This is a genomic window from Marinovum sp. (assembly GCF_034669705.1).
Lineage (GTDB): Bacteria > Pseudomonadota > Alphaproteobacteria > Rhodobacterales > Rhodobacteraceae > Marinovum.
On record NZ_JAXMOR010000009.1, the window covers coordinates 74,026 to 93,330 of the forward strand.

Annotated in this window: 16 protein-coding genes; 6 read left to right on the forward strand and 10 right to left on the reverse strand. The window is 66.7% G+C overall.

All coding sequences use genetic code 11. The features are described from left to right. Window positions 1-266: 266 nt before the first annotated feature. Window positions 267-1,445, reverse strand: a complete 1,179-nt coding sequence (locus tag VOI27_RS08785) for a MalY/PatB family protein (RefSeq protein ID WP_323764953.1) — start codon at window positions 1,443-1,445, stop codon at window positions 267-269. Window positions 1,446-1,543: 98 nt separating this feature from the next. Between VOI27_RS08785 and queA the strand changes: the two genes are divergently transcribed. The 4 genes from queA (at window position 1,544) to lpdA (ending at window position 6,083) form a co-directional block, all read left to right on the forward strand. Further along, the gene (gene queA, locus VOI27_RS08790; RefSeq protein WP_323764954.1) at window positions 1,544-2,599 is read left to right on the forward strand and encodes a tRNA preQ1(34) S-adenosylmethionine ribosyltransferase-isomerase QueA; all 1,056 of its coding nucleotides are present in this window, start codon (window positions 1,544-1,546) and stop codon (window positions 2,597-2,599) included. Window positions 2,600-2,696: 97 nt separating this feature from the next. Further along, the gene (locus VOI27_RS08795; protein WP_323764955.1) at window positions 2,697-3,953 is read left to right on the forward strand and encodes an MFS transporter; all 1,257 of its coding nucleotides are present in this window, start codon (window positions 2,697-2,699) and stop codon (window positions 3,951-3,953) included. Between the two features lie 89 nt (window positions 3,954-4,042). After that, entirely contained in the window at window positions 4,043-4,618 is a 576-nt protein-coding gene (locus tag VOI27_RS08800; protein WP_323764956.1) for a DUF924 family protein, read from the forward strand. Window positions 4,619-4,688: 70 nt separating this feature from the next. Beyond that, window positions 4,689-6,083, forward strand: coding sequence for a dihydrolipoyl dehydrogenase (lpdA, locus tag VOI27_RS08805; protein ID WP_323764957.1), 1,395 nt, complete (start codon window positions 4,689-4,691; stop codon window positions 6,081-6,083). Between the two features lie 205 nt (window positions 6,084-6,288). On the opposite strand, the gene gltA is transcribed toward lpdA, so the two are convergent. Further along, window positions 6,289-7,584, reverse strand: a complete 1,296-nt coding sequence (gene gltA / locus VOI27_RS08810; RefSeq protein WP_323764958.1) for a citrate synthase — start codon at window positions 7,582-7,584, stop codon at window positions 6,289-6,291. Between the two features lie 82 nt (window positions 7,585-7,666). Continuing rightward, on the reverse strand, window positions 7,667-9,082 hold the full coding sequence (gene gltX / locus VOI27_RS08815) for a glutamate--tRNA ligase (RefSeq protein ID WP_323764959.1): 1,416 nt from the start codon (window positions 9,080-9,082) through the stop codon (window positions 7,667-7,669). A 77-nt stretch (window positions 9,083-9,159) separates the two neighbouring features. Here gltX and VOI27_RS08820 point away from each other — a divergent pair, with 77 nt between their 5' ends. Next, window positions 9,160-11,190, forward strand: coding sequence for a ComEC/Rec2 family competence protein (locus VOI27_RS08820; protein WP_323764960.1), 2,031 nt, complete (start codon window positions 9,160-9,162; stop codon window positions 11,188-11,190). A 2-nt stretch (window positions 11,191-11,192) separates the two neighbouring features. On the opposite strand, the gene lexA is transcribed toward VOI27_RS08820, so the two are convergent. The 7 genes from lexA to VOI27_RS08855 all read right to left on the reverse strand — a co-directional run bounded on the left by lexA (window position 11,193) and on the right by VOI27_RS08855 (window position 17,008). Then, window positions 11,193-11,894, reverse strand: coding sequence for a transcriptional repressor LexA (lexA, locus tag VOI27_RS08825; protein WP_323764961.1), 702 nt, complete (start codon window positions 11,892-11,894; stop codon window positions 11,193-11,195). 125 nt (window positions 11,895-12,019) lie between these two features. Then, window positions 12,020-13,198: a gephyrin-like molybdotransferase Glp gene (glp, locus tag VOI27_RS08830; RefSeq protein ID WP_323764962.1), complete on the reverse strand. Its 1,179-nt coding sequence runs from the start codon at window positions 13,196-13,198 to the stop codon at window positions 12,020-12,022. Continuing rightward, window positions 13,195-13,671 (reverse strand): cyclic pyranopterin monophosphate synthase MoaC, encoded by a 477-nt coding sequence (gene moaC / locus VOI27_RS08835; protein WP_323764963.1) that lies wholly within the window; start codon window positions 13,669-13,671, stop codon window positions 13,195-13,197. Before moaC ends, glp begins: the two co-directional genes overlap by 4 nt. Then, on the reverse strand, window positions 13,664-14,473 hold the full coding sequence (trpC, locus tag VOI27_RS08840; protein WP_323764964.1) for an indole-3-glycerol phosphate synthase TrpC: 810 nt from the start codon (window positions 14,471-14,473) through the stop codon (window positions 13,664-13,666). The genes moaC and trpC overlap by 8 nt, the downstream gene beginning before the upstream one ends. Next, entirely contained in the window at window positions 14,470-15,045 is a 576-nt protein-coding gene (locus VOI27_RS08845; RefSeq protein WP_323764965.1) for a uracil-DNA glycosylase, read from the reverse strand. The genes trpC and VOI27_RS08845 overlap by 4 nt, the downstream gene beginning before the upstream one ends. Window positions 15,046-15,413: 368 nt before the next feature. Then, complete coding sequence (gene trpD, locus VOI27_RS08850) at window positions 15,414-16,430, reverse strand: anthranilate phosphoribosyltransferase (RefSeq protein WP_323764966.1); 1,017 nt, start codon at window positions 16,428-16,430, stop codon at window positions 15,414-15,416. Further along, window positions 16,427-17,008, reverse strand: coding sequence for an aminodeoxychorismate/anthranilate synthase component II (locus VOI27_RS08855; RefSeq protein ID WP_323764967.1), 582 nt, complete (start codon window positions 17,006-17,008; stop codon window positions 16,427-16,429). Before VOI27_RS08855 ends, trpD begins: the two co-directional genes overlap by 4 nt. Window positions 17,009-17,175: 167 nt before the next feature. On the opposite strand from VOI27_RS08855, the gene VOI27_RS08860 reads away from it, so the two are divergent. Then, window positions 17,176-19,293, forward strand: coding sequence for a divergent polysaccharide deacetylase family protein (locus tag VOI27_RS08860; protein WP_323764968.1), 2,118 nt, complete (start codon window positions 17,176-17,178; stop codon window positions 19,291-19,293). Window positions 19,294-19,305: the final 12 nt, after the last annotated feature.

Below are 19,305 nucleotides of genomic sequence, written 5' to 3' on the forward strand. Positions count from 1 at the left end.
CGGCCTGCGGCAGCCAAGGCAGCAGCCCGTCACGCCAAAGGCGTGCAACGATCATCGACGCGGTGCGACGGGGCGGGCAGCCGCTGGCCTCTCGCACTTTGCATGCAAAGTGCTGTCGGCATGCGTCTGCTATGCAAACGCCGAGAGACCGGCGGCCTTCGGCCTTGTTCCGGGCCGGAGCTTCGCCTCGACCTCATATTGCCAGCGTTGGGTGCCGGGTTGGCACCTCTCACTACCTCAGTTACGAGGCCACCAGAGCAACCCGACTACTGCAAATCGCTGAACGCCGTCTGCAGCCGCGCCACCGCCTCCTCTACCCGCGCCCGCGGGGTGGCGAAATTGAACCGCAGGAAGCTCTCGCCGCCCTTGCCGAAGGTCGGACCGTGGTTCACCGCGATCCGGGCCTGCTTTTCCACCCGGCGCAAGAGCTCCTCGTGCCCCATCCCGGTGCCGCTGAAATCGGCCCAGGCCAGATAGGTCGCCTCCAGCGGCATCGAGCGCACCCCCGGCAGCCCGTTCAGCCCCGCGTCGATCAGCCGGCGGTTGCCGTCGAGATAGTCGACCAGCGCATCGACCCAGTCCGCCCCCTCGGGGCTGTAGGCGGCCTCGATCATGTGCATGCCAAAGGCGTTGCCCGAGATCCCCAGTCCCGCCATGGCGGCGGAATAGGCCTGCCGCAGCTTGTCGTCGGGGATGATCGCATGGCCGGTGTGATGGCCGGCGAGGTTGAAGGTCTTCGAGGTGGCGCCCAGCACGACCAGCCGCTCGCGGGCCTCTGGCGCGGCCAGGTCGGTGGCGAGGAACCTTTGGCCGGGAAAGACGATGTCCTGATGGATCTCGTCCGACACCAGCACCAGATCGTGCCGGGCGCAGAAGTCGGCCACGCCGCGCAGTTCTTCGGCCGTCCAGACCCGGCCGCCGGGGTTGTGCGGCGAACACAGCAGCAGCACCTTCTCGCGGCCGGTCATCTGCGCATCCCAGGCGTCGAAATCCATCTCGTAGCGGCCGTTTCGATCCGCCAGCTGGCATTCAACCGCCACCCGGCGCGCGGCGCGGATGATCCGGCCGAAGGCGTGATAGACCGGCGACATCACCACGATGCCGTCACCGGGCTCGGAAAACGCATGGATGCACAGCGCGGCACCGGTGACCACGCCGGGGGTATAGCGGATCCAGCTCTCCTCGATCTGCCAGCCATGGCGCTCCTGCATCCACCAGGCGACGGCGGCATTGGTGGCCGAGGGATCGCCAAAGTAGCCATAGACGCCATGGGCCACCAGCGCCTCGAGCTTGGCCTGTACCGATTGCGGCGGGCGGAAGTCCATGTCGGCCACCCACATCGCGATACCATCCTCGGGCGAGACGCCGTAATGACCCTCCATCGCATCCCACTTCGAGCAATGGGTGCCGCGGCGGTCGATGATCTCGTCGAAATCGGGGGACATGTTCACACTCCTGACGTTTGCCCGGACGCTAGCAATTTGACCCGCGGATGCAAGACCCGCCGATTGCCCCGGCGCGCACGCTCGGCTAGAGCAGGCGCATGCAACTCTCCGATTTCGATTTCGACCTGCCGCAAGACCGTATCGCCACCCGCCCGGCGCGGCCGCGCTCCTCTGCACGGCTGCTGGTGGCCGAGGGCGCGCGTGTCACCGATGCCCATGTCTTCGACCTGCCGGACTGGCTGCGGCCCGGCGACCGTCTGGTGCTCAATGACACGCGGGTGATCCCGGCGCGGCTTTCGGGTACTCGGGCGCGCGACGGCGCGCAGGGGCCGACCGAGGCGCGGATCGGCGTGACGCTGCTCGAGCCGCAGGCCGATGGCACTTGGCAGGCGCTGATCAAGCCGCTGAAGAAGGTGGCTGATGGCGAGGTGATCCGCTTCTCTGATGCGCTCTCGGCGGTGATGGAACGGCGCGCCGAGGGGCAGGGCTTCTTGCGCTTCAACCTTGCGGGCGAGGATTTCGACACCGCCCTGGCCGAGGCCGGCGCCATGCCCCTGCCGCCCTATATCGAGGCGCTGCGCCCGGCCGACGACCGCGACCGCGAGGATTACCAGACCGTCTGGGCCGCGCGCAGCGGCGCGGTGGCCGCCCCCACCGCCTCGCTGCATTTCGACGCGGCGCTGCTGGCGGCGCTGCGCGACAGGGGGATCGCCTTCACCAAGGTCACGCTGCATGTGGGCGCCGGCACCTTCCTGCCGGTCAAGGTCGACGATGTGACCACCCACAAGATGCACGCCGAATGGGGCGAGGTCAGCGAGACCGCCGCCGCCGAGATCGCGGCGACGAAAGCCGCCGGCGGCCGGGTGATCCCGGTCGGCACCACCGCGCTGCGGCTGATCGAGACCGCGGCGCGCGACACCGGCGCGATCCGGCCCTGGCAGGGCGACACCGACATCTTCATCTATCCCGGGTTCCGGTTCCGCGTCACCGATGCGCTGATGACCAATTTCCACCTGCCACGCTCGACCCTGATGATGCTGGTGGCGGCGCTGATGGGCCGGGAGTGCATCCTCCGGGTCTACGATCACGCGATCGCCGGGGGCTACCGTTTTTTCTCTTACGGCGATGCCTCGCTCTTGATCCCGCAAAGCTAATCTGAGAGGCGTCACCGGACGCCCGCATTGAGTCGCTTTCGGGCCAGCGTTGACACCGAACCGGCGCTAGGGTGCCGGAAGCGAAGGGGATGAGCCGATGATGGCCGTGGTCTCGAACGCCTGGGCGTTGCTCCTGGGTATCATGCTGTTGATGGTCGGCAACGGTCTGCAGGGCACGCTGCTCGGCGTCCGGGGCGAGATCGAGGGCTTCTCGACGCTCGAGATGTCGATCGTGATGTCGGCCTATTTCGTGGGCTTCCTCGGCGGCTCGCGCATGGCGCCGGAAATGATCCGCCGGGTCGGCCATGTGCGCGTCTTTGCGGCGCTGGGCTCGTTCATTTCCGCCGTGCTGATCCTCTACCCGGCGCTGACCCACCCGATCGCCTGGACGCTCGGCCGGGTGATCATCGGCTTCTGCTTCTCCGGCGTCTATGTCACCGCCGAAAGCTGGCTCAACAACGCCGCCACCAACGAGACCCGCGGCCAGACGCTCTCGGCCTACATGATTGTCCAGATGGTGGGCATCGTTGCCGCACAGGGCCTGCTCCTGGTGGCGGACCCGTCGGGCTATGCGCTCTTCGTCATCATCTCGGTGCTGGTCTCGATCTCCTTCGCGCCGATCCTGCTGTCGATCTCGCCGACGCCGGCGTTTGACACCACCAAGCCGCTGAGCCTGCGCGAACTCTATGCCATCTCGCCGCTGGGCTGCGTCGGCATGTTCCTGCTGGGCGGCGTGTTCTCGGCACAGTTCGGCATGGCGGCGGTCTATGGCGCCGAGACGGGGCTGTCGCTGGGCCAGATCTCGATGTTCGTCTCGGCGTTCTATATCGGCGCGCTGGTGGTGCAATACCCGCTGGGCTGGCTGTCGGACCGGATGGACCGGCGGATGCTGATCCTCGGCGCGGCGCTGGTCTGCGGCCTTGGCGCGCTTCTGGGCGCGCTGACCGGCGGGTATTTCCCGGTGCTGCTGGTGGCGGCCTTCATGATCGGTGGCATGTCGAACCCGCTCTATTCGCTGCTGATGGCCTATACCAACGACTACCTGCAGGTCGAGGATATGGCCGCGGCCTCCGGCGGGATGATCTTCATCAACGGTGTCGGCGCCATTTCGGGCCCGCTGATCACCGGCTGGGCAATGGGGTTCTTCGGCCCGACGGGCTATTTCCTCTACATCGGCGCGCTGATGATCCTGATGTCGGCCTATGCGGCCTATCGCGCCATGGTGCGCCCCGCGGTGCAGGTGGAAGAGACCACCTCCTATGCGCCGGTCGCCCCCTCGGCGACCATGGTCGCGGTCGAATTCGCGCAGGAATACGCCGTTGCCGAGGCCGAAGAGGATGAAAAATCTGAATAAAGTGTTAACTCTGTCGCAAATCGTGAACACACTCTGCGGAAACATCCGGTACCGTGAAGATCACGGGGGTGAACGCAAGGAGACCAGAGATGGCAGCACCCGAGGATATTCTGGCCTTTTGGCTGGACGAAATTGGCCCCGAGGGCTGGTACAGGGCCGACGCGGCGCTTGACGCGACGATCCGAGAGCGGTTCGAGGCGGCCTGGACCGGCGCGATGGAGGGGCGCTACGGGCTGTGGCTGACCTATCCCAGCGGCACCCTGGCCTATCTGATCCTGCTCGACCAGTTCTCGCGCAACATGTTCCGCGGCGAGGCCCGGGCCTTCAGCTCGGACCGGCTGGCCCTGGCCGCGGCCAAGAGCGCGATCACCAAGGGCTATGACCTCAGGATCGACCCGCCTGCGCGGCAGTTCTTCTACCTGCCGCTGATGCATTCCGAGAACCTCTGCGATCAGGAGCGCTGCGTGCGGCTGATGGCCGAGCGGATGCCGGATGCCGATGGCAACCTGCTGCACGCCCGCGTGCACCGCGAGATCATCCGCAAGTTCGGCCGCTTTCCCTATCGCAACGAGGCGCTGTCGCGCCGCGCCACCGCGCCGGAACAGGCCTTCATGGCCGAGGGCGGTTATGGCGAGACGCTGCAGGAACTCGAGCAGGCGAGCTGAGCGCAGGGTGATTGAAGCCCGCCGGGCCTTGGGCTAGCGTTCCCCGACACCAGCCGGGGAGGGCGCTTGAATGGCAGGCCAGAGCTTTGACATGATTGTAATCGGGGCCGGGCCCGGCGGCTATGTCGCCGCCATCCGCGGCGCGCAGCTGGGCCTCAAGGTGGCGATCGTCGAACGCGAGCACATGGGCGGCATCTGCCTCAACTGGGGCTGCATCCCGACCAAGGCGCTGCTGCGCTCGTCCGAGATCCTTCACCAGATGCAGAACGCCGCAGCCTACGGGCTCAGTGCCGAGGGGGTGAGCTTCGATCTCGACGCCGTTGTCAAACGCTCGCGCGGGGTGGCGAAACAGCTCAACGCCGGCATCGGCCATCTGATGAAGAAGAACAAGGTGACCACCGTCATGGGCACGGCGACCCTGCCGGCAAAGGGCAAGGTCACCGTCAAGACCGACGGCGGCACCGAGGAGCTGACCGCAAAGAACATCGTGCTCGCCACCGGCGCCCGCGCCCGCGAGCTGCCGGGGCTCGAGGCCGACGGCGATCTGGTCTGGACCTACAAGCACGCGCTGACCCCGCCGCGCATGCCGAAAAAGCTGCTGGTCGTGGGCTCGGGCGCCATCGGCATCGAATTTGCCAGCTTCTACAATACCTTGGGCGCCGAGACGACCGTGGTCGAGGTTCTGGACCGCATCCTGCCGGTCGAAGACGCCGAGATCTCGGCCTTCGCCAAAAAAGCCTTCGAGAAACAGGGCATGGTGATCCGCGAAAAGGCGATGGTGAAACAGCTCGACCGTTCCAAGGGCAGCGTCACCGCCCATATCGAGCAGGGCGGCAAGGTGACGAAAGAGGATTTCGACACGGTGATCTCGGCGGTGGGCATCGCCGGAAATACCGAGGGCCTCGGGCTCGAGGAGTTGGGCGTCAAGGTTGAACGCAGCCACGTGGTCACCGACCGCCACTGCCGCACCGGCATCGAGGGGCTCTACGCGATCGGCGATCTCGCCGGCGCGCCCTGGCTGGCGCACAAGGCCAGCCACGAGGGGGTCATGGTGGCCGAGCTGATCGCCGGCGGCACCCCGCATGCGGTCGACCCAGAGGCGATTGCCGGCTGCACCTATTGCCAGCCGCAGATCGCCTCTGTCGGCCTCACCGAGGCGCAGGCGAAAGAGGCCGGCCACGACATCAAGGTCGGGCGCTTCCCCTTCATCGGCAACGGCAAGGCGATCGCGCTCGGCGAGCCGGAGGGGCTGATCAAGACGGTCTTCGACGCCAAGACCGGCGCGCTGCTCGGCGCGCATATGGTGGGGGCAGAGGTGACCGAACTGATCCAGGGCTACATCGTCGCCCGCCAGCTCGAGACCACCGAGGAGGACCTGATGAACACCGTCTTCCCGCATCCGACCCTGAGCGAGATGATGCACGAAAGCGTGCTCGACGCCTTCGACCGCGCCATCCACATGTGAGCCAGAACGGGGCTATGTCCCTCATGACGGCACCACTCACCCCCGGATATTTATCGACCCAAGGAAGCCAGGGACCCGCTCCCAGGCTTCATCTTGCCAGATAAACTCCCGCCGGAGGCTCCCGCAGCCAGCCAGATACGCGACGCCCACGAAAAAGGCGCCCCCGACAACAGGGACGCCTTCCAACAGGTCAAACGCGCCGGTCTCAGCGCTTTTCGATGTCCACGTAATCGCGCTCGGTCTCGCCGCGATAAAGCTGGCGCGGACGGCCGATCTTGTTCTGCGGATCGGTCAGCATTTCCTTCCACTGGCTCACCCAGCCCACGGTGCGCGACAGCGCAAAGATCGGGGTGAACATCGAGGTCGGGAAGCCCATCGCCTCGAGGATGATGCCGGAGTAGAAATCGACGTTCGGGAAGAGCTTCTTCTCGGCGAAATAGGGATCGTTCAGCGCCGCCTCTTCCAGCGCCTTGGCGGTCGCCAGCACCGGGTTGTTCTCGACGCCAAGCAGGTCGAGCACCTCGTCGGCGGACTGTTTCATCACCGTCGCGCGCGGGTCGAAGTTCTTGTAGACCCGGTGGCCAAAGCCCATCAGGCGGAACGGATCGTTCTTGTCCTTGGCGCGTGCGATATACTCGGGGATGTTCTCGGGCGAGCCGATTTCCTTGAGCATCTCGAGGCAGGCCTGATTGGCGCCGCCATGTGCAGGCCCCCAGAGGCAGGCGATGCCGGCCGCGATACAGGCAAACGGGTTGGCGCCGGACGACGAGGCCAGACGCACCGTCGAGGTCGAGGCGTTCTGCTCGTGATCGGCGTGCAGGGTGAAGATCCGGTCCATCGCGCGGGCGAGGATCGGGTTGACCTCGTATTCCTCGGCCGGAACCGAGAAGCACATGCGCAGGAAGTTCGACGCGTAGTCGAGATCGTTGCGCGGATACACGAAGGGCTGGCCGGTGTGGTACTTGTAGGCCCAGGCCGCGATCGTCGGCATCTTGGCGATCAGCCGGATCGAGGCGACCTCGCGCTGCCACGGGTCGTTGATGTCCGTCGAGTCATGGTAGAACGCCGACATCGCGCCCACCACGCCCACCATGATCGCCATCGGGTGCGCATCGCGGCGGAAGCCGCGGAAGAAGTACTGCATCTGCTCGTGCAGCATGGTGTGCTTGGTCACCCGGTTCTCGAAATCCTCAAGCTCTGTCGCCGTCGGCAGGTTGCCGTAGAGCAGCAGGAAGCAGACCTCGAGGTAATGCGATTTGCCGGCCAGCTGGTCGATCGGGTAGCCGCGGTGAAGCAGCACGCCCTCTTCGCCGTCGATATAGGTGATGGTGGAGTCGCAGGCCGCCGTCGAGGTGAAGCCCGGATCATAGGTGAAGACACCCGCCTGGCCATAGAGCTTGCGGATGTCGAGCACGTCCGGCCCGACGGTGGGGCTGTGGATCGGGAGCTCATAGCTCTGATCGCCAATCGTGAGCTTCGCGGTCTGTTTGCTGTCTGCCATGGTCATCCCTTCGTCCTTGAGCCGCGCAATCCTGCCTCGGCAATCTGTAAAGTCACGTGACGGTCAATCGGTAAATGCACCCTCAACCGGCATTCTTCGCGGCCTGGGTCAGTCGCAGGATAGTCTCGTCCTTGCCCAGTACCAGCATCATGTCAAAGACGCTGGGGGTCACCGTGCGCCCGGCCAGTGCGGCCCTGAGCGGGCCCGCCATCTTGCCGAATTTGATCCCGAGCTCCTCGCCGACCCGGGTTGTGACCGCCTCCAACTCTTCCCGCGACCAGCTAGCATTTTGCAACTGCGGCGTCAATCTGTCCAGTATACCACGGGATACATCGTCGAGGGCCTTGGCCGCCTTCTGGTCTGGTTGGACCGGCGCATCTGTCAGGGCAAAATGAGCCTTTTCAATGAGTTCTGGGAAGGTCTTCGCGCGTTCCTTGAGGCAGTACATGGCGCTGAGCATTTTTGTCTCCTGCGCCTCGCTCAGCGGTGGCTGCCCGCTGACGGCCAGATATGCCTGCAATTCTTGCAGCAGTGCAGCATCGTCTGACACGGCAATATGCTGGCCGCAAAGATTTTCCAGTTTCTTGAAGTCGAACCGCGACGGTGATTTGCCGATCCCGTCGAGCCCGAACCATTCCACGGCCTGGGCGTCGGTAAAGAATTCGTCGTCGCCGTGGCTCCAGCCCAGCCGCGCCAGGTAGTTGCGCACGCCGGCGGCCGGATAGCCCATGGCCTGGTATTCCTCGACCCCGAGCGCGCCGTGACGTTTCGACAGCTTCTTGCCGTCGGGCCCGTGGATCAGCGGGATATGCGCCCAGACCGGCACCTCCCAGCCCATCGCCTGGTAGATCATCATCTGCCGGGCGGCATTGTTGAGGTGATCGTCGCCGCGGATCGCATGGGTGACCCCCATGTCGTGATCGTCGACCACCACCGCCAGCATGTAGACCGGCGTGCCGTCTGAGCGCAGCAGCACCATGTCATCCAGTTGATCGTTGCGGATGGTGACGTCGCCCTGCACCTGATCGCGGATCACCGTGGTGCCGTCCTGCGGTGCCTTGATGCGCACGACGTAGGGCGCATCGGGGTGGCCCGCCGGATCGGCCTCGCGCCATGGCGAGCGGAACAGGGTGGACTTGCCCTCGGCCTTGGCCGCCTCGCGGAAGGCGGCGATCTCGTCCTGCGACGAGAAGCACTTGTAGGCCTTGCCCTCGGCCAGCAGCTGATGCGCCACTTCGGCATGGCGGTCGGCGCGGGCGTTCTGGCTGATCACCTCGCCGTCGTGGTCGAGACCCAGCCAGTCAAGCCCGCGCAGGATCGCATCGGTGGCTTCCTTCGTCGACCGCGCGCGGTCGGTATCCTCGATCCGCAGCAGAAACTTGCCGCCGCGGCCGCGGGCATAGAGCCAGTTGAACAGCGCGGTGCGGGCGCCGCCGATGTGAAGGAAACCTGTGGGCGAGGGGGCGAAACGGGTCACCACCGGAGAGACGTCGGACATGGGGGCCGTTAACCTTTCGATAACCATGGCGGGATAGCTTGGGGCCTGATTACCCTCCGCAGCGGGCGGGAACAAGCATGAGGATGTGGCACGCAGTCGGACAGGTGATCCTCGCCCAGCGGGGCGCGCTGATGCCCTGGTCGCCGGTGATGCTGGGCCTTGGCATCGGGGTCTACTTTGGCCTGCGGCAAGAGCCGGCGTCCTGGCTGCTCGTCCTGCTGGGTCTCTCGGCGACAGGCGCCTTTCTCGCGGCCTGGCGGGCCGGGCCTCTGCTCGGGCCCGGCCTCGTGGCGCTTGGTCTGCTCGCGGCAGGGGTGGTTCTGGCCGGCGCGCGGGCCCAAATGGTGGCGGCGCCGGTGCTGGATTTCCGCTACTACGGCCCGATCGAGGGGCGGGTCATCGGAATTGACCGCTCTGCCTCGGGCGCCTTGCGGCTGACGCTCGACGAGGTGCGCCTGCGCCGGGTGCGCGACACGCCCGAACGGGTGCGCATTTCCCTGCACGGCCCGCCGGGCACCACACTGGAGCCGGGCCTGCGGGTGATGACCACCGGCCACCTGTCGCCGCCGCAGGGCCCGGTCGAGCCCGGTGGGTTCGACTTCCGCCGCCATGCCTGGTTTCTCAAGATCGGTGCGGTGGGCTATGCCCGTGTACCGCTTCTGGCCAGCGCTCTGCCTGATGGCGATCAACCGGTGTTTGCCCTGCGCATGCGGTTGTCAGGCGCGGTGCAGGCGGCGCTGCCCGGCGAGGTCGGCGCCTTCGCCGCCGCGATCACCACCGGCGACCGCTCGCATATGGGAGAAGCCACCAAGCAGGCGCTGCGCGACACCAACCTGGCGCATCTGCTGGCCATCTCCGGCCTGCATATGGGGCTTCTGGCGAGCTTTGTCTTCGGTGCGGTCCGGCTGGCGCTGGTCATGGTGCCGCCGCTGGCGTTGCGCGTGCCGGTTCGCAAGATCGCGGCCGTCACTGCGCTTTTGTCCTCCGCCGGGTATCTCGCGCTGTCGGGCGGCAATGTCGCGACCGAGCGCGCCTTTGTCATGGTGGCGGTGGCCCTGGTGGCGATTCTGCTCGACCGACGGGCGATCAGCCTGAGGGCGGTGGCAGTGGCGGCGATGATCGTGCTCATCCTGCGGCCCGAGGCCTTGCTTGGTCCCGGGTTCCAGATGTCCTTTGCCGCGACGACCGCCCTGGTCGCGGTATTTTCACGGCTGCGCGGCGCCCCGCAGGTGATGCCGCGCTGGCTCTGGGCCGTGGTCGCGGTCATGTTGTCCTCGGCGGTGGCGGGGTTTGCCACCGCGCCGGTCGCCGCCGCCCATTTCAACCGCATTGCCCAATGGGGGCTGTTGGCAAACCTCTCTACCGTCCCGCTGATGGGCGTGTTGGTGATGCCCTCGGCAGTGGTCGCCGCCTGCCTCGCCCCCCTTGGCCTAGAGGGTCCGGCACTCTGGCTCCTCGGCCGGGGACTTGCCTGGGTCCTGACCGTAGCGCACGAGATCTCAGGCTGGGACGGCGCGCTGCGCCATGTGACGGCGCCGGGGCCCTGGGTTCTACCGCTCATGGCGGGAGGCAGCCTCGTCGCCATGCTCTGGCGCGGTCGTCTCGCCGCGTTGGGGGCCCTGCCGATCGTTGCCGCCCTGTCGCTTTGGGCTGACACCGAGAGACCGGACGTGCTGATCGACGATACCGGCAGCCTCGTCGGACTCCTGTCCGCCGAGGGACGGGCGTTGAGCCGACCGCGCGGCGCCGGTTTCGTTGCTCAGGTCTGGCTTGAGAACGACGGCGACGGAACCGACCAGGTTGGCGCTGCCGGTCGCTGGCCAAGTGTCTCAGGCTGGGACGTGCAGAGCGGGCGGGCCATGGCCAGATTGCCGGGCGGCGGCACCCTTTGGCATATCTCCGGGAAACGCGCCCGGGCTGACTTTCCAGGCTGCGCCGGTGCGGATGTGGTGGTTTTTAACACACCGGGCCTTCTGCCTGACGACTGTCTCATCTTTACGCCAGAAAACCTCCGCGACTCCGGAGCGCTGGCGCTCGCGTTTGTCGATGGTACTCCCGTGGTGACCACAGTGGCAGAGCGCAGCGGCCGACGCCTGTGGACTCCCTAAACTCAATAGGTCCGGATCAATCCGACGAGCCGGCCCTGCACTCGCAGCTTGTTCTCGGGCACGACGCGGGTTTCATACGCCGGATTGGCGGCCTCAAGCTCAATTGCACCGCCGCCGGCGCGACGATAACGCTTCAGCGTCGCCTCCTGACCCTCGATCAGCGCGACCACGATATCCCCGTTATCGGCAATGTCGGTTTCCCGGATTACCACGACATCGCCATCGTTAATTCCGGCGTCGATCATGGAATCACCTTGAACCTCAAGCGCGTAGTGCTCCGACCCATGCCGCAGCATCTGGCCGGGCACTGCAACGGAGTGCGACGCGTGGCTGATCGCTTCGATCGGTACGCCGGCCGCGATCTTGCCCATCACCGGCAGTTCGGTCACATGCATCGAACCGCCCTGCGCGCCCCGTGGACCCGGCCTGCCGCCATCGATCACCTGCGGCGGAAAGCCCTGTGTCGCCGCGGTCGGGGCACCACCGAGGGATTCGGGCAATTTGACGATTTCCAGCGCACGTGCCTTGTGCGCGAGCCGCCGGATGAACCCACGTTCCTCGAGCGCGGTGATCAACCGGTGGATGCCGGATTTCGACCGAAGGTCGAGCGCCTCTTTCATCTCGTCGAAGGAGGGCGGAATACCGTCACTTTGAATGCGCCTGTTAATGAAATCCAGCAAGTCCAGTTGCTTCTTCGTCAGCATGTCTCTCGCCCTTCAACGTGATGTGATTGCCTTTTGTTCTACGCATGTTCCCGTTTTGTGTCAACGGTCCCGTCGATAAACTGCGGAGAATACTGCTAAAATCGTTTGAAGCGACTAAGAATTTCTTAACTTCCTAGTGAAATATACTCCATCATCTCGCCGGCTTTGCGCGCCCTGTCTCTGGGCGGACGGACCAGAAGTGCGTTGGCTTGCGAGAGAACGTGAAGGAGGGCGGAATCCTGGGCGGCGAAGGGCGCGATGCCGTCAGGGGCCAGCCTGGCACGCATGTAATGCTCGCGCGGGCCATTTGCGGCAATGTCGATGGCCAGCGGTGCTGCTGCGCGGGGGGCGGCCTGCGCCGGAAGGCCGGTCATGGCGCGGATGACCGGAGCGAGAAAGACATGGCCGCAGACCATGGCCGACACCGGATTGCCCGGCAGGCCAAGCATCATGGCCGCGCCTAGACGTCCCGCCATCAGGGGCTTGCCCGGGCGCATGGCAACCTTGTAGAACGCGCGCTCCATGCCGCGTTCGGCCGTGACTTCGGCCACGAGGTCATGATCGCCCACGCTTGCCCCGCCGATGGTGACGATCAAATCGGCGTCGGCAGCAAGGTCGAGTGTCTGGGCAAGCGATGTCCTGGTGTCGCTGGCAATCGGCAGAAGCCGGGGTGCCGCGCCAAGATTGCGCAGAAGCGCATGTAGTCCGAGCGTATTCGAGGCGATAATCTGATCCGGTCCGGGTGTCTCGCCCGGCATGACAAGTTCGTCGCCGGTCGAGATGAGCGCCACGTTTGGCTGTCGTGCAACTGTGACTTTCGCCACGTTCATTGATGCCAGCAGCGCGATGTCTTCGGGTCTCAGTCGGCGCGGCGCCTTGAGGCGTGAACCGGCTTTGAAGTCTCCGGCGGCCGGTCGGATATGCATGCCGCTGTCGAGATTGTCACGAAGCTGGATCATGTCGTTCTGCCGCACGACATCCTCCTGAATGATCACTCGATCGGCGCCGACGGGGACCGGTGCCCCGGTGAAGATGCGCACAGCCTGACCAGAACTGACTGCGCCGTCAAAGCGATGACCGGCAGCGGATTCGCCGATAACAGCGAAGCGCGCGCCGGGCCGCGCCTCGGCGGCTGCAATCGCATACCCATCCATGGCAGAGGCGGCGAAGGGAGGCTGATCGCGGGTGGACACTGCGTCTTTCGCGAGAACTCTCCCAGAGGCTTGCAACAGCGACAGTTCTTCGGTGGACAGGCTGGGCGCAAGCGCGAACAGGTGATCGAGAGCCTCGGAAATCGCTATCATTTCGCTTCGTAACGTCCTGATTTTCCGCCGTCTTTCAAGGTCACGCGAATGCCGCCGATCTCCATCGACTTGTCCACTGCCTTGGCCATGTCATAGACCGTGAGGGCAGTGACCGACACGGCTGTCAGCGCCTCCATTTCAACCCCGGTCTGGCCGGTGGTCTTGACCGTCGCGGTCAGCCGCAGACCAGGGAGGTCCGCATCCGGCGTCAGGTCAACGGCAACCTTGGCGATCGGAAGAGGATGACATAACGGAATGAGCGCTGACGTCTGCTTGGCGCCCATGATCCCGGCAAGCCGTGCCACCGAGATGACGTCACCTTTCTTCGCGCGACCTTCCATAATGATATCAAAGGTTTCGCGCGACATCTTGATGTGACCTTCGGCGGTGGCGATGCGTGAAGTGACCGCCTTCTCAGAGACATCGACCATATGGGCGTCACCCTTGGCGTCGAAGTGCGTGAGGTCAGCCATGGGCGGGCACCGGGGTGGCCAAGAGGCTGCGGGTGGCAGCGGCGACGTCATGCTGCCGCATCAGGCTCTCGCCGATAAGAAAGGTGCGGGCGCCGTAGCTGGCCATGTCGGCGAGATCTGCCGGGCTGGTGAGACCGCTTTCGGAGACAAGGATCCGATCCTCGGGAATACGCTTCGAGAGCTCGCGCGTGGTCTCAAGAGTGGTCTCGAAGGTCTTGAGATTGCGGTTGTTTACGCCGAGCAGGGGCGACTTCAGTGAAAGTGCGCGCTCGAGCTCGGCGCCGTCATGTACCTCTATAAGCACATCCATGTGCCAGGACATGGCCGCGTCCTCAAGCTCTTGCGCCTGCGCATCGGAGACGCTGGCCATGATGATCAGGATGCAATCGGCCCCAAGCGCGCGAGCTTCGACGACTTGATAGGTGTCGTAAAGGAAATCTTTACGAAGTGCCGGCAAGCTGGTGGCGTTGCGGGCTTCGGTGAGGAAACTCTTGGCGCCTTGAAAGGAGGGGGTATCGGTCAATACGGACAAACAGGTTGCGCCGCCGGTCTCATAGGCTCGGGCAAGCGCCGCGGGATCGAAATCGGCGCGGATCAGTCCCTTTGACGGCGACGCTTTCTTGACCTCGGCGATCAACCCATAGCCGGTGCGTGAGGCGTGTCGCAAAGCCTCGGCGAAACCGCGCGTCGGGCCGGCGGCGCGGGCGGCGTCTTCGACGGCAGAACGCGGGGTCGTGGCCTTGTCGGCGGCAATTTCTTCGAGCTTGTAGGCCTTGATCTTGTCGAGAACGGTCTGGGTCATCTGCCTGTCCAGTCTATCGCGGGGGTGCCTTGCTTCTTAAGCCACTCGTTGACCCGACTAAAGGGCCGCGAGCCGAAAAATCCACGCCGGGCCGAGAGCGGCGAGGGATGCGCGGTCTCGATGCGGAGGTGTTGCGGATGGGTCAGCCGGGCGCCAAGCTTTTGCGCCGGCTTGCCCCAGAGCAGAAGGGCGCGGGGCGATCGGTCGAGCTCGGCCAGGATGTCGGTGGTCAAGTCGGACCAGCCGAGCTTGAGGTGGCCGCCGGCCTCGCCCGTCGGCACGCTGAGCGCTGTGTTGAGCAGCAGGACGCCCTGGTCGGTCCAGAAACGCAGGTCGCCGTTGGCGGGGCATTGGCCGAGGTCCGCCGCCATCTCGGTATAGATGTTGCGCAGCGAACGGGGCAACGGCGCGACATCGGGCTCGACCGAGAAGGCAAGCCCATGGGCATGGCCGGGCGTCGGATAGGGATCCTGCCCCAGGATCAACACCCGGACCTTGTCCGGCGGGCAGGCCTCGAGGGCTGCGAAGGTCTGCGATGCCGGGGGCAGGATGACGCGCGGGTCGGACTGCAATGCCTGTTGGACCGAAGGCCATGACCGGGCAAAGAACGGCAGGTGAGACCAGGCCTGAGGCACGTGCCACCCGGTCAGTGGGTGGGCGCTGAGTTCTGATTCAGTCTCGGGTCTGGATGAGGACTGGTTGTCGCGCGCATTGTCCGAGGTCTGGTTCGGCGTGTTGCCGGGCCTGTGGTCCGGAGAGTGGCCAGACACTCGGACCGGCGAATAGCCACGCGCTGGGTTGGTGCCTTGGTCTGATGGCTGGCCCGTCGAGTGGTCCTGAGCTTGGCCAGACGATCGGACGGGCACCGGGCCGCGCCCCTGCTTGGACCCTTGCTCCGATGCTTGGCGCGACGTTTGCTCGGGCAGGTCGTCAGGGCGGCTCATGGGCCCTGGGTGGCCTGGGCCAGCGCGATGATCCGGGCCTTGGCGGCACCGCTGTCGATCGATTGCGCGGCCAGTTCGACGCCGGTTTTCAGGTCGGGCGCCGTCTCGGCCACCACCAGCGCCGCGGCGGCATTGAGCAGCACCGCGTCGCGATAGGCCGAGAGCTCGCCGTCGAGCAGTGCGGCGAAGGCGCGGCCATTGGCCTCGGGCGCGCCGCCGAGGATTGCCTCGAAGGGATGTTCCGGCAGGCCGGCGTCCTCGGGGTGGATCTCGCGGTCGGCGACCGCGCCGTTCTCGAGGGCGGCGACCCAGCTGACGCCGGCGATCGACAGCTCGTCGGTGCCGTCGGAACCGTGTACCAGCCAGGCGCGCTCGGAGCCCAGGGCGAGCAGGGTCTCGGCCATCGGCCGGATCAGATCGCGGGAAAACGCGCCGGTGAGCTGTCGCCTGACCCCGGCCGGGTTGGTCAGCGGCCCGAGGATGTTGAAGATCGTCCGGGTGCCGAGCTCTTGCCTTGTGGGCATGACATGGGCAATGGCGGGGTGGTGCATCGGCGCCATCATGAAGCAGATGCCGGTCTCGGCCAGGGCGCGTTCGGCCACCTCTGGCCCGACCATGACGTTCACGCCCATCTGGGTCAGCGCATCCGCCGCGCCGGACTTCGACGACAGGTTGCGGTTGCCGTGCTTGGCCACCGGCACCCCGGCGCCGGCCACCACGAAGGCGGTGGCGGTCGAGATATTGAGCGTGCCCTTGCCGTCGCCGCCGGTGCCGACGATGTCCATCGCCCCCACCGGCGCCTTGACCGGGTGGCACTTGCCACGCATCACCGAGGCGGCGGCGGCATATTCCTCGACCGTCTCGCCGCGGGTGCGCAGCGCCATCAGAAGCCCGCCGATCTGGCTCGGCGTGGCCTCGCCCGCGAACAGGATGTCGAAGGCGTCCTCGGCCTCCTGGCGGGTCAGCGGGCGGTCGGCGGCAGCACCGATCAGCGGCTTCAGGCGATCGCTCATGCCGGCACCTTCATCAGGTCGGTGAAGTTGCGCAGCAGCGCGTGGCCATGTTCCGAGCGGATCGATTCCGGGTGGAACTGCACCCCGTGGATCGGTAGGGTCTTGTGCTGCAGCCCCATGATGGTGCCATCTTCGAGCTCGGCCGTGACTTCGAGACAGTCTGGCAGGCTTTCGCGTTCGACCACCAGCGAATGGTAGCGGGTGGCGTCGAAGGGCGTGGGCAGGCCGGCGAAGACGCCTTTGCCGGTATGGTGCATCCGGCCCATCTTGCCGTGCACGATCTCGTGGCAGCGCACCACCTTGCCGCCAAAGGCCTGGCCGATCGACTGGTGCCCGAGGCAGACGCCCATCAGCGGAAGGCCGGTCTCTGCCGCGGCCGCGACCAGCGCGAGGCAGATGCCGGCCTGGTCGGGATCGCAGGGCCCTGGCGAGAGCAGGATGCCTGCGGGGTTGAGCGCCATCGCCTGCTGCACGTCGAGCGCGTCATTGCGATGCACTTGCACCTCGGTGCCCAGTTCGCCCAGATAATGGACCAGATTGTAGGTGAAACTGTCGTAATTATCGATGAGCAGCAGCATGGGATGAACTTTGCCGTTAGGGGCTGGGAAGGCAGGCCTTCACCGCAGTATAAGGATCGGGGTATACATGTTCAGGCTTGGCCGCCAGCGTCAAGGGGCGGAGGGGGCTTGCGCAGGGCCGCGCCCGGTGAAAAAGAGACGCGGTCCGGGTTCGAGGAGTAGCAGTCATGGCACATAATTTCGTGGCGGGAGCGCTCGCCGGCGTCGTCGTGGCGGGGATCGGGGCAGGGACCATCTCGGTGCTGATGGGGCCGGTGCTGTCGCCAAGCCCGCAGGTGACCGAGGCCGTCGTCCCGGTGACCAGCGCGCCGCCGCCGGCCGCCGAACCCGATGCGCTGCCCCGCGCGGGCACAGGCGATGGCGTCTCGCCCCAGGCCCCGTCGCCGGGCATTCCCGAGCCTTATTCCGGATCGGAGCCGGCCGCAGCCGTCGATACGCGCTCGGCCGAGCGGCCGGAGACCGGCGCGGTGGCGGGTCTCGGCCCGGTGCCCGCGGGGGAGGCGGGCGAAGAGGCGCAGCAGGTGGTGGCGCAGAGCGATCCGCCCCTGCAACCCGGCGCACCCGCGCCGCAGCCGGCGCAGCCCGAGGCCGACGAGCTGTCGATCTCGAACAACCCGGTGCAGCCGCCGGCGCCGCTGGTCGAGGAGGCCGCGCCGCAGATGGGCGCGGTTGCGCCAGAGGTCGAAGACACCCCCGTCGTGCCGCGGGCCGAAGCCCCGGTCAGCGCCGCGGAGGAGGACCCGGAGCGCACCGAGGCTGAGCCCGCGGGAGACGCCGGGGTGAGCGCCGGCACCAGCGCCGCTGTGCCAGAGGCCGCCGAAACGCCGCCCGCCGCCGAGACGCCAGACGGCAGCCTGTCGACTGAGCCGCCGGCGGTTCCCTCTGCCGAGGCCGAGGCGCCGCGGATCGCCGAGGCGCCGCAGCAGCCCAGCGGCGCGCAGGAGCCGCCGAGCGTGGTGGAGGTGCCGGAACAGCCGTCCGCGCCGGTTGCAACACCGGTGACCGAGGCTGCTGCGCCTGAGGTGGAGACCGCCGAAACCCCGACAGATGTTGCCCCCGAGGTAGAGACCGCGTCGCCGCGTGAGCCTGTCGCGCCAGAGGTCGAGACCGCCGAGACCCCGGCGGATGTGGCCCCCGAGGTCGAGACCGCGTCACCGCGTGAGCCTGTCACGCCAGAGGTGGAGACCGCCGAGACCCCGGCGGATGTGGCCCCCGAGGTCGAAACCGATGCGCCGCGTGAGCCGGTCGCGCCTGAGGTAGAGACCGCGGAGACCCCGGCAGATGTGGGCCCTGAAGTAGAGACCGACGTGCCGCTGGAGCCCGTCACGCCTGAGGTCGAGATGGCCGAGCCCCCGGCAGACGAGGCCCCTGAGGTAGAAACCGCCGCCCCGCCGCAAACCGAGGTCGCGGCGCTCCCCGAGGAGGAGGCCCCACAGGCGGAGGAGCGGCCGCAGGTCTCCTCGCTGATCGACCGCGACAGCGACGGCGACGGGCGGCCCAGCATCGGCACGCCGGCCCGCACGCTGACCGACCGCGCCAGCGGCGTGACCACCGGCCGGCTGCCCTCGCTTGCCGCCGAGCCAGAGGCGGAGGACGTGCGGCGCCGCCCGGTCGAGCGCTTTGCCGAAAGAACCGATGTCGAGGCCGACAAGCCGCTGATGTCGATCGTGCTGATCGACGACGGCAACACGCCGATGGGGCTGGAGGCGCTGGAGTCCTTTCCCTATCCGATCACCTTTGCCGTCGATACCGGCTGGGCGGGCGCGGCGGCGGCGATGCGCGCCTATCGCGACGCCGGCTTTGAGGTGATGGCGCTGGCCAACCTGCCGCAGGGCGCGCAGCCGCAGGATGCCGAGGTCTCGCTGGCCTCGGCGCTCTCGGCGGTGCCCGAAGCGGTGGCGGTGCTCGAAGGCGATGCCGGCGGGCTGCAGGCCAGCCGCGCGGTCTCGGACCAGGTCGCCGATATTCTTGCCGACAGCGGCCACGGGCTGGTGCTCTACCCGCAGGGGCTCAACACCGCGCAGGCAATCGCCGCCCGCGCCGGGGTGCCCGCGGCGGTGCTGTTCCGCGATTTCGACAGCAAGGGGCAGAGCGCGACGGTGATCCGCCGCTTCCTCGACCAGGCGGCCTTCAAGGCGGGGCAGGAGGGGGCGGTGATCATGCTCGGCCGGCTGCGCCCGGAGACGATCTCTGCGCTGCTGATCTGGGGTCTGCAGGACCGCGCCAGCCGGGTGGCCTTCGTACCGGTGAGCCGGGTGCTGCTGCCCGACGGCACCGACAGCTAGGCCAGCGAGGCC

What these genes read in the sequence shown, in the direction of transcription:
- VOI27_RS08785 (WP_323764953.1), bottom strand. Translation starts at nt 1,445, where the DNA reads ATGTCCCCCGATTTCGACGAGATCATCGACCGCCGCGGCACCCATTGC.
- queA (WP_323764954.1), top strand. Translation starts at nt 1,544, where the DNA reads ATGCAACTCTCCGATTTCGATTTCGACCTGCCGCAAGACCGTATCGCC.
- VOI27_RS08795 (WP_323764955.1), top strand. Translation starts at nt 2,697, where the DNA reads ATGATGGCCGTGGTCTCGAACGCCTGGGCGTTGCTCCTGGGTATCATG.
- VOI27_RS08800 (WP_323764956.1), top strand. Translation starts at nt 4,043, where the DNA reads ATGGCAGCACCCGAGGATATTCTGGCCTTTTGGCTGGACGAAATTGGC.
- lpdA (WP_323764957.1), top strand. Translation starts at nt 4,689, where the DNA reads ATGGCAGGCCAGAGCTTTGACATGATTGTAATCGGGGCCGGGCCCGGC.
- gltA (WP_323764958.1), bottom strand. Translation starts at nt 7,584, where the DNA reads ATGGCAGACAGCAAACAGACCGCGAAGCTCACGATTGGCGATCAGAGC.
- gltX (WP_323764959.1), bottom strand. Translation starts at nt 9,082, where the DNA reads ATGTCCGACGTCTCTCCGGTGGTGACCCGTTTCGCCCCCTCGCCCACA.
- VOI27_RS08820 (WP_323764960.1), top strand. Translation starts at nt 9,160, where the DNA reads ATGAGGATGTGGCACGCAGTCGGACAGGTGATCCTCGCCCAGCGGGGC.
- lexA (WP_323764961.1), bottom strand. Translation starts at nt 11,894, where the DNA reads ATGCTGACGAAGAAGCAACTGGACTTGCTGGATTTCATTAACAGGCGC.
- glp (WP_323764962.1), bottom strand. Translation starts at nt 13,198, where the DNA reads ATGATAGCGATTTCCGAGGCTCTCGATCACCTGTTCGCGCTTGCGCCC.
- moaC (WP_323764963.1), bottom strand. Translation starts at nt 13,671, where the DNA reads ATGGCTGACCTCACGCACTTCGACGCCAAGGGTGACGCCCATATGGTC.
- trpC (WP_323764964.1), bottom strand. Translation starts at nt 14,473, where the DNA reads ATGACCCAGACCGTTCTCGACAAGATCAAGGCCTACAAGCTCGAAGAA.
- trpD (WP_323764966.1), bottom strand. Translation starts at nt 16,430, where the DNA reads ATGAGCGATCGCCTGAAGCCGCTGATCGGTGCTGCCGCCGACCGCCCG.
- VOI27_RS08855 (WP_323764967.1), bottom strand. Translation starts at nt 17,008, where the DNA reads ATGCTGCTGCTCATCGATAATTACGACAGTTTCACCTACAATCTGGTC.
- VOI27_RS08860 (WP_323764968.1), top strand. Translation starts at nt 17,176, where the DNA reads ATGGCACATAATTTCGTGGCGGGAGCGCTCGCCGGCGTCGTCGTGGCG.